At 71.5% G+C, this 8158-nt stretch carries 8 protein-coding genes; 6 read left to right on the forward strand and 2 right to left on the reverse strand.

Features of this window, described 5'->3' with window-relative positions:
* The first annotated feature begins 168 nt into the window (after positions 1-168).
* A complete protein-coding gene (locus tag Pth03_RS30080; RefSeq protein ID WP_203947795.1) occupies positions 169-1452 on the forward strand; it encodes an APC family permease in 1284 nt (427 codons plus the stop codon).
* Positions 1453-1457: 5 nt separating this feature from the next.
* On the opposite strand, the gene Pth03_RS30085 is transcribed toward Pth03_RS30080, so the two are convergent.
* A complete protein-coding gene (locus Pth03_RS30085) occupies positions 1458-2405 on the reverse strand; it encodes a hypothetical protein (RefSeq protein ID WP_203947796.1) in 948 nt (315 codons plus the stop codon).
* Between the two features lie 248 nt (positions 2406-2653).
* Here Pth03_RS30085 and Pth03_RS30090 point away from each other — a divergent pair, with 248 nt between their 5' ends.
* Complete coding sequence (locus Pth03_RS30090; protein WP_203947797.1) at positions 2654-3007, forward strand: YciI family protein; 354 nt, start codon at positions 2654-2656, stop codon at positions 3005-3007.
* Positions 3008-3015: 8 nt separating this feature from the next.
* The gene (locus tag Pth03_RS30095; RefSeq protein ID WP_203947798.1) at positions 3016-4233 is read left to right on the forward strand and encodes an RNA polymerase sigma factor; all 1218 of its coding nucleotides are present in this window, start codon (positions 3016-3018) and stop codon (positions 4231-4233) included.
* On the opposite strand, the gene Pth03_RS30100 is transcribed toward Pth03_RS30095, so the two are convergent.
* On the reverse strand, positions 4200-4790 hold the full coding sequence (locus Pth03_RS30100; protein WP_203947799.1) for a TetR/AcrR family transcriptional regulator: 591 nt from the start codon (positions 4788-4790) through the stop codon (positions 4200-4202). The two genes, Pth03_RS30095 and Pth03_RS30100, sit on opposite strands and share 34 nt — an antisense overlap.
* Before the next feature lie 111 nt (positions 4791-4901).
* Between Pth03_RS30100 and Pth03_RS30105 the strand changes: the two genes are divergently transcribed.
* From Pth03_RS30105 to fmdA, 3 genes are read left to right on the forward strand one after another with little or no spacing between them, the layout of a single operon-like run.
* The gene (locus Pth03_RS30105) at positions 4902-6137 is read left to right on the forward strand and encodes a glycosyltransferase (RefSeq protein WP_203947800.1); all 1236 of its coding nucleotides are present in this window, start codon (positions 4902-4904) and stop codon (positions 6135-6137) included.
* A gap of 1 nt (position 6138) precedes the next feature.
* Positions 6139-6390, forward strand: coding sequence for an FmdB family zinc ribbon protein (locus Pth03_RS30110; RefSeq protein ID WP_203947801.1), 252 nt, complete (start codon positions 6139-6141; stop codon positions 6388-6390).
* 24 nt (positions 6391-6414) lie between these two features.
* Complete coding sequence (gene fmdA / locus Pth03_RS30115) at positions 6415-7665, forward strand: formamidase (RefSeq protein ID WP_203947802.1); 1251 nt, start codon at positions 6415-6417, stop codon at positions 7663-7665.
* The last annotated feature ends 493 nt before the right edge of the window (positions 7666-8158 follow it).

Consider the following 8158-nt stretch of genomic DNA (forward strand, 5'->3'; position numbering starts at 1 on the left):
GGTGGGGCGTGACCAGATATTTCGGGAAATTGTGTTAGCTGCATCACCACATTCCGGTTGATTCGGATGTGAGGATCGGTGGGGAACCGGCACCACCCTGAGGCGCGCGGAAACCGGTCGGGCAAGCTGTACGCGGCGACCTTCACGAACCACGCAAGGGACGAGTGGATGAGCACATCGGCGGCCGCCGCCGGATCAGGGCGATTGGAACGCCGCCTCGGCGTGTCCGACGCCGTCGTGATCGGACTGGGCGCGATGATCGGCGCGGGCGTCTTCTCCGCGCTCGCCCCGGCGGCCACGGCGGCCGGCTCCGGGCTGCTGCCCGGCCTGGCCGTGGCCGCGGTGGTGGCGTACTGCAACGCGACCGCGTCGGCCCGGCTGGCCGCCCGCTACCCCCAGTCGGGCGGCACCTACGTCTACGGGCGTGAGCGGCTGGGGGACTTCTGGGGTTACCTGGCCGGGTGGAGTTTCGTGGTCGGCAAGACCGCCTCCTGCGCGGCGATGGCCCTGACCGTCGGCTCCTATGTCTGGCCCGGCCAGGCGCACGCGGTTGCCGTCGCGGCGGTGGTCCTGCTGACGGCGGTGAACTACGCCGGGGTGCAGAAGTCGGCCTGGCTGACCCGTGCGATCGTCATCGTCGTCCTCGTGGTGCTCGCGGCGGTGGTCACCGCCTGCCTGACCGGCGGCTCCGCCGACGCGGCCCGGCTGGACGTCGGCTCCGACGCCACCTTCGGGGGCACCCTGCAGGCCGCCGGGCTGCTGTTCTTCGCCTTCGCCGGATATGCCCGCATCGCCACACTAGGCGAGGAGGTGCGCGACCCGCAGCGCGTCATCCCCCGGGCGATCCCCCTGGCCCTCGGCATCACCCTGGTCGTGTACGCGGCAGTCGCCGTGGCCGTCCTGGCCGTGCTCGGCCCCGGCCTGCTCGCCGGCTCGGCCGCGCCGCTGGCCGACGCGGTGCGTACGGCAGGCCTGCCGGAACTCGCCCCGGTCGTGCGTGCCGGCGCGGCGATCGCGGCGCTCGGCTCTCTGCTGGCTCTCATCCTCGGCGTCTCGCGCACCACGCTGGCGATGGCCCGCGACCGCCATCTCCCGCACGCGCTATCGGCCGTGCACCCCCGCTTCGCCGTACCGCACCGGGCGGAGGTCGCGGTCGGCCTGGTGGTGGCCGTGCTCGCCGCCACGGCCGACGTGCGCGGGGCGATCGGCTTCTCTTCCTTCGGCGTGCTCGTCTACTACGCCGTCGCCAACACCTCCGCGTGGACCCTCAGGCCCGACGAGGGGCGCCCGCCCAGGATCGTGCCCGTGGTCGGGCTGGTCGGGTGCCTGGGCCTGGCCTTCGCCCTGCCCCCCACGTCGGTGCTCGCCGGCGCGGCGGTCATCGCGGTCGGAGCCGCCGCCTACGGCCTGCGTAAGGGGTTCACCCGGGGCCGTGAAGCCGGGCCGATGTAGCCGGTCTAGTCGAAAGGGTCCCATTCCGTGCCGTAGCGGAGCAGCGAACGGGCGAGGTCCTCGTGCCGGGCCGTCCACGCGTCGTCGAAGACGAACCACTGCTGGTAGCCGAAGAAGTCGCTCATGTGGATCGCCATCTGCGCCAGATGCTCGTCGCAGCGCACCAGCGTCCGGCGCACGTCCCGGCCGAGCAACGCGCCGGCGTCCGCCAGGCGGCCCATGGCGAAACGATGCGCCTCCTCATGCGTGCCGTACAACTCGTCGGCGCCCTCCTCGTAGGAGGGCCAGCGGTTGCAGCGTTCGAGCGCGGCACCGAGGTGCTCCTCCCCAGGAGCGACGAGAGCCCGGAGCACCAGCAGCTCGCCCGGCCATCGCTTCAGGTCGTCCGTCGTGGTGCGAAGGTGCGCCGCCAGGTCCGGCAGACGTACGCCCGGGAAGGCGAATGGCGGCTGCCAGCAGACACTGTCGCCGTCGTAGTGCGTCAGCAGGACGACATGCACCATGCCCGGGCCGTCCTCGGCGGAGACCTCCACGGCGTCGAAGGGGAGCGGCCAGTCGTCGTGCAACAAATATGACGCCTGGTCGGCGAGGGTGGAGTCGAAGAAGAAATACGGCAGCATGACCTCGTCGTCGTCGGTGAGCACACGCACGCTGTGCGCGTCGACGCGCAGTTCACCCTCGTAGTAGAGGTGTTCTTCGAGGAGATCGCGCAGCTCCTGCCAGGACTGCGGCGCGGCCAGCCCGTGCTCACGCGCCCGATCGAAGATCGTGTGCAGGCCGTACACATCGTCACCGAGCTCGGCCGTGAGCCAGGCGTCGACTTCCTGGGCCTGGTCGGTCACCACGGCGGCCCAGCCCCGGCGGAACCAGTCCAGCACGGTGGCGTCGGGAAGCTCACGGACCCTCTTGCTCAGCGGTCCTTCGTAATGCGTGCGATAGACGAAGAAGATCATGTGGAGAAGGTGCCAGACGGTCCCGACAAATTGCGAAGATCAGTGCGGGAACGCCCTGGGCGGGCGGCGGGTGATCTCCTCACGGAAGTCGTCGACGATCGAGTGGATCTGCCGCATCAGCACCCCGGAAGCTACCAGTGGTGTCGATATCGCGGAGAGCCGTTCGTATAGGGGGCGAGCGGGCGGCGCGAGGCCGGCCGTACATGACATGCCGTACGTGACACAGTGAAGCCGACAAGGAGCGCCAGATGACGCAGTACATGCTCAGCGTCTACCAGCCCGACGGGGAACCGCCGGGGCCGGAGATCCTCGAACCGATCATGCGGGACCTCGCCGTCTTGCGACAGGAGATGGAGGCCGCCGGCGCGTGGGTCTTCAGCGTCGGGCTCCACCCCGCTCACGCGGCCACCGTCGTGCGTGTGAAGGACGGTGACCTGCTCATGACCGACGGGCCGTACGCCGAGGGCAAGGAGCACATCGGCGGTTTCACGATCGTCCGGGCGCCCGACCTCGACGGCGCCCTCGAATGGGGACGCAGGATGGCCGAGGCGACCACCCTGCCGATCGAGGTCAGGCCGATCCAGGGCGAGGCCGGGAGCTGACCTCGTCCATGCCGCCCGTGCCCGCCTCGGAGGTCGAGCACGTGTTCCGACGGGAGCACGGCCGTGCCGTGGCCGTCCTGACCCGCGTCTTCGGCGACGTCGACGTCGCGGAGGAGGCCGTGCAGGACGCGTTCGCCACGGCCGTGCAGCGGTGGCCGGTCAACGGGCCGCCGCCCAGCCCGGCGGGGTGGATCATCACCACGGCCCGCAACCGGGCGATCGACCGGCTCCGCAGGGAAGCTGCCCGTGCGGACCGGCACGCCCAGGCGGCCCTGTTGCACGCGCGTGCGGAACCGGCCGAGGAGGGGCCCGTGCACGACGACCGGCTACGCCTGATCTTCACCTGCTGCCATCCCGCGCTCGCCCCGGCCGCGCAGGTCGCCCTGACGCTGCGGCTGCTCGGCGGGCTGACCACGGCGGAGATCGCCCGCGCGTTCCTGGTGCCGGAACCGACCATGGCCCAGCGCCTGGTCCGGGCCAAGGCCAAGATCCGGGACGCGCGCATCCCCTACCGGGTGCCCCGCGACGCCGACCTGCCCGAGCGGCTGCAGGCCGTGCTCGCCGTCGTCTATCTCGTCTTCAACGAGGGGTACGCGGCCAGTTCGGGGGAGCGCCTGGTCCGCGACGATCTCTGTGCCGAGGCCGTACGGCTCGGCCGGCTGCTGGCCGAGCTGATGCCCGACGAGCCCGAGGTCATGGGCCTGCTGGCGCTGATGCTGCTGGTCGAGTCGCGCCGGGCCGCCCGGGTCGGCGACGACGGCGCGCTCGTGCCGCTGGCCCGTCAGGACCGGGATCGGTGGGACCGCGACCTCGTCGCGGAAGGCCAGGTGATCGTCCGCCGCTGCCTCCGGCGGGGCATGCCCGGGCCGTACCAGGTTCAGGCGGCGATCAACGCCGTGCACAGCGACGCGCCCACCGCGCAGGACACCGACTGGGGGCAGATCCTCCAGCTCTACGACCACCTGCTGGCGCTGACGCCGACCCCCGTCGTGGCGCTCAACCGCGCCGTCGCGGTGGCCGAGGTCCACGGGCCCGGCGCCGCGCTGCATCTCGTCGACGGGCTCGACCTCGGCGGCTATCACCTTTTCCACGCCATCCGGGCCGACCTGCTCCGGCGGCTGGGCAGGCACGCGGAGGCGGCCGAGGCGTACGACGCGGCGGCCGCCCGCGCCGGCAACGCCGCCGAGCGCGACTACCTGCTGGGGAAGAGCCGGTCGAGCTGGTAGTCGACCGCCGCCTCCACCTGCTCTGGAGTGAGATGGCCGATCAGCGCCGGGTTCACCATGCCCTGGGCCATAGTGAACAGGATGGTCGCCTCCTTGCCGGCGTCCAGCCCGGCGTACACCTGGCCGAGCGCCTGCGCCGTACGGATCTGCTCCGCGTAGAAGCCGACGACGTACGGCAGAGCCGCACGCAGGAGCGCCGCGAGATCCTCGGCGACGACCGAGCGGGCCAGGTAGGCCAGGCCGATGCGGGCTTCGAAGGCCCGTTCCTCGTCGAGGGGGAGCAGCTCCAGCAGCCCGGCCCGTACGAGCGCCCGTGGCGATCCGGCTGCCGCCGCCCGGGCCACCCGCTCGCCGATCCTGGCGTTCAGGTGGGCGAGGGCGAACATGAGCATCTCGTCCTTGGTGGAGAAATAGTGCTGGACCATGCCCATCGACACCTCGGCCTCGGCCGCGACCTCGCGGAGGCTCACCGCGTCGAGCCCGTCCCTGGAGATGATGCGCAGCAGCGCCTCGGCGATGTGCCTGCGCCGCGCCTCGTGATCGACGATCTTCGGCATCTCCGGTCTTTCCAATGCGGTCGTATTGAATCCCGATGGCGGCCGTTTTACAATGCGAATGCATTGTAATTCGCCCTCGAGAGGACGAACCATGTCTGAAGGCCGTTCCACATGCGCGTGCTGATCATCGGAATCGGCACCCGCGGCGACGTCGCACCCTACACCGGCCTCGGCGTCCGCCTGCGCGACGCGGGCCACGAGGTGGCGATCGCCGCGCATACCCCCTACAGCGATCTGGTCACCGCCTGCGGGCTGGAGTTCCGCCCCGTCGCCGGAGATCCCTTGCCGCTCCTGCCGGTGTCCGCCGGCGGAGCCAGGATGTCTCCGGCGGCGAAGGCCCGAATGTTCGCCGAGTACGGCAGGCTCACGGCCGACGGCATCCTCGCGGCAGCCGAGAAGGGCACCGACGTGCTGCTGCTGGGGGCGGCCGCCTCCGCCGGATATCACGTGGCCGAAGCCATGGAGATCCCGAGCATGGGGGTCCATCTGCAACCCATCGAGCCGACCGGCGACTTCCCGCCGGTCACGGGGGCGTTCTCCCGCTCGCTCGGCCGGCGTGGCAACCGCGCCGCCGCCCGGATGCTCTTCGCCGCGCCGTCGCCCGCTCACGCCGGCTCGGCCAAGCACCTGCGGGCCAGGCTGGGGCTTCCCCCGGTGACCTCCAACGCGGTCTACCGGCGAAGGGAGCAGACGCGATGGCCGGTCTACCACGGCCACAGCGCCGCCGTGCTGCCTCGCCCGGCGGACTGGAGGGAGGGGCTGGAGGTGGCCGGGTACTGGTGGCCGGAGCGCGCACCCGGCTGGCGTCCTCCAACGAAGCTGCTCGACTTCCTGGAGTCGGGGCCGCCCCCGGTGTACGTCGGGTTCGGCAGCATGGGCTCCGGCGATCTCGGGCGGCACACCGAGATCGTGCTGGCCGCGCTCCGCCAGGCCCGGCTGCGCGGCGTGCTCCAGACCGGCGCGGCCGGCTTGGCGGTGGAGGACGACGACGTGCTCGGTGTGGGGGACGTGCCGCACGAGTGGCTCTTCCCCCGCATGGCCGCGGTCGCCCACCACGCCGGCAGCGGGACCACGGCGGCCGGGATTCGCGCCGGCGTGCCCGCCGTGGGCCTGCCCGTCATGGGTGACCAGCGCCTGTGGGCCGGCCGGCTGGCCGCGCTGGGCGTGGGCCCCGGGGCGATCCCGATCCGGCGGCTGTCGGCCCCGCGACTGGCCGCCGCCCTTTCCGCCGCCGTCGCCGACCCGTCTCATCGGCGCAGGGCGGCCGATCTGGCCGAGCGTGTCGGGCGGGAGGACGGCGCCCGGGTGGTCGTCGAGGCGGTCGAACGGCTCGGCGTACCGTGGTGACATGTCCGATTCGGCGGGTGTCGGGGGTGACATGGCCACCTATGAGTTCCAGTGCTCGGCGTGCGGGCCGTTCGACGTGGTCCTGCCTATGGGGACCGCGTCGCCGTACCGGGACTGCCCGCAATGCGGGAAGCCCGGCCGCCGCGTCTTCACCCCGCCGCACCTGGCCCGGCTGAGTCCCGCGCTCGCCGGGGCCTTCGCGCGGGAGGAACGTAGCCGTCACGAACCCGAGGTGGTTCGAAGGGCCGGCTGACCGGAGTTCAGTGAGGAGGTCGCCATGCCCGAGGTCGTCTTCCACGTGGACCAGACGCGGTCCATGCGGGACCAGGAGGTGCCCGGCCACAACCGGTGGCATCCGGACATCCCTGCCGTCGTGACCGTGCGGCCCGGCGCGGAGTTCCGGGTCGAGTGCCGGGACTGGACCGACGCCCAGATCGGCAACAACGACTCGGCCAACGACGTGCGCGACATCGACCTGTCCCTCCCGCACATGCTCAGCGGGCCGATCGCCATCGAGGGCGCGCGGCCCGGCGACCTCCTGGTGGTCGACGTCCTCGACCTCGGTCCCATCCCTCAGCAGTCCGGTGACGTCGCCGGGCAGGGCTGGGGCTACACCGGGATATTCGCCAAGGTCAACGGCGGCGGCTTCCTCACCGACCACTTCCCCGGCGCCTACAAGGCGATCTGGGACTTCCACGGCCAGCAGGCGGTCTCCCGGCACCTGCCCGGCGTGCGGTTCACCGGCATCAGCCACCCCGGGTTGTTCGGCACCGCGCCGTCCCTCGATCTCCTCGCGACATGGAACCGGCGGGAACAGGCGCTGATCGACACCAATCCCGTCCGTGTGCCGGCGCTGGCACTGCCACCCGAGCCGCGGGGCGCCGTCACCGGCACCGCGCGCGGCGAGGTGGCCGCCCGGATCGCCGCAGAAGGAGCCCGTACGGTGCCGCCCCGCGAGAACGGCGGCAACCAGGACATCAAGAACTTCAGCCGGGGCTCCCGCGTCTACTGCCCGGTCTTCGTCGAAGGCGCCAAGCTGTCGGTGGGCGATCTCCATTTCAGCCAGGCCGACGGCGAGATCACCTTCTGTGGCGCGATCGAGATGGGCGGGTTCATCGACTTCCACGTCGATCTCATCCCGGGCGGCATGGAGAAGTACGGGGTGACGACCAATCCCGTCTTCCTGCCCGGCAACGTCGAGCCGCGCTATTCGGAGTTCCTGTCGTTCATCGGCATCTCGGTCGACCACGACAGCGGCACCAACCACTACCTCGACGCGACGCTGGCGTACCGCAGGGCCTGCCTCAACGCCATCGAATACCTGAAGAAGTGGGGCTACACGGGCGAACAGGCCTATCTGCTGCTGGGCTCGGTGCCCATCGAGGGCAGGATCAGCGGGATCGTAGACATCCCCAACGCCTGCTGCTCGCTGTACATCCCCACGGTGATCTTCGACTTCGATGTGCGTCCCAGCGCGGCCGGGCCCACCAGGGCCGACCGTGGTCAGTGCGCGGTCACCAGCGCCTGAGCCCCAGGGGCGGCACCAGCGGCCGGCATGCCGGCTTGAGCGCAGCGGCCCCGGGCGGCCTGTGCTCAGCGCGGCGCGGACGTGGCATCGGTGTGGAGCCGGCGTACCGCCGGCGTGGCGCGTTTGGCGGCGGCGCCCGCCCGGCCAAGCGGGGCGACGGCCTGGGCGTTGCGTCGGTCAGGGCCTGTTCACTCATTCAGGCGCCGGGAGTGCGACGTCGCCTCTGCGTTGATCGGCGTGCGTGGGTCGCTGATCTGCCGGGCGTGCCGAACTCGTCGTACATATCGGGGCGGTGAGCAGGCAGCCGGGCGTGCCGAGCGCAGCGGACGGTGACGTGACGCGCGGGCAGCACGCCCGCGCGGCCCTGGAACGGCCTGCCATGGGTCAGAAGGGCGGGATGTCGAAGGCTGGGTCTGGGCGAGGTGGTGGATGGGGTCCGGGTTGTGCTGCTTGTGGTGGTTCGAGCCATGGGGGCAGGTCGTCGCCGGGGAGT

Origin of the sequence: Planotetraspora thailandica, assembly GCF_016863335.1 — a bacterium.
Classification (GTDB): domain Bacteria; phylum Actinomycetota; class Actinomycetes; order Streptosporangiales; family Streptosporangiaceae; genus Planotetraspora; species Planotetraspora thailandica.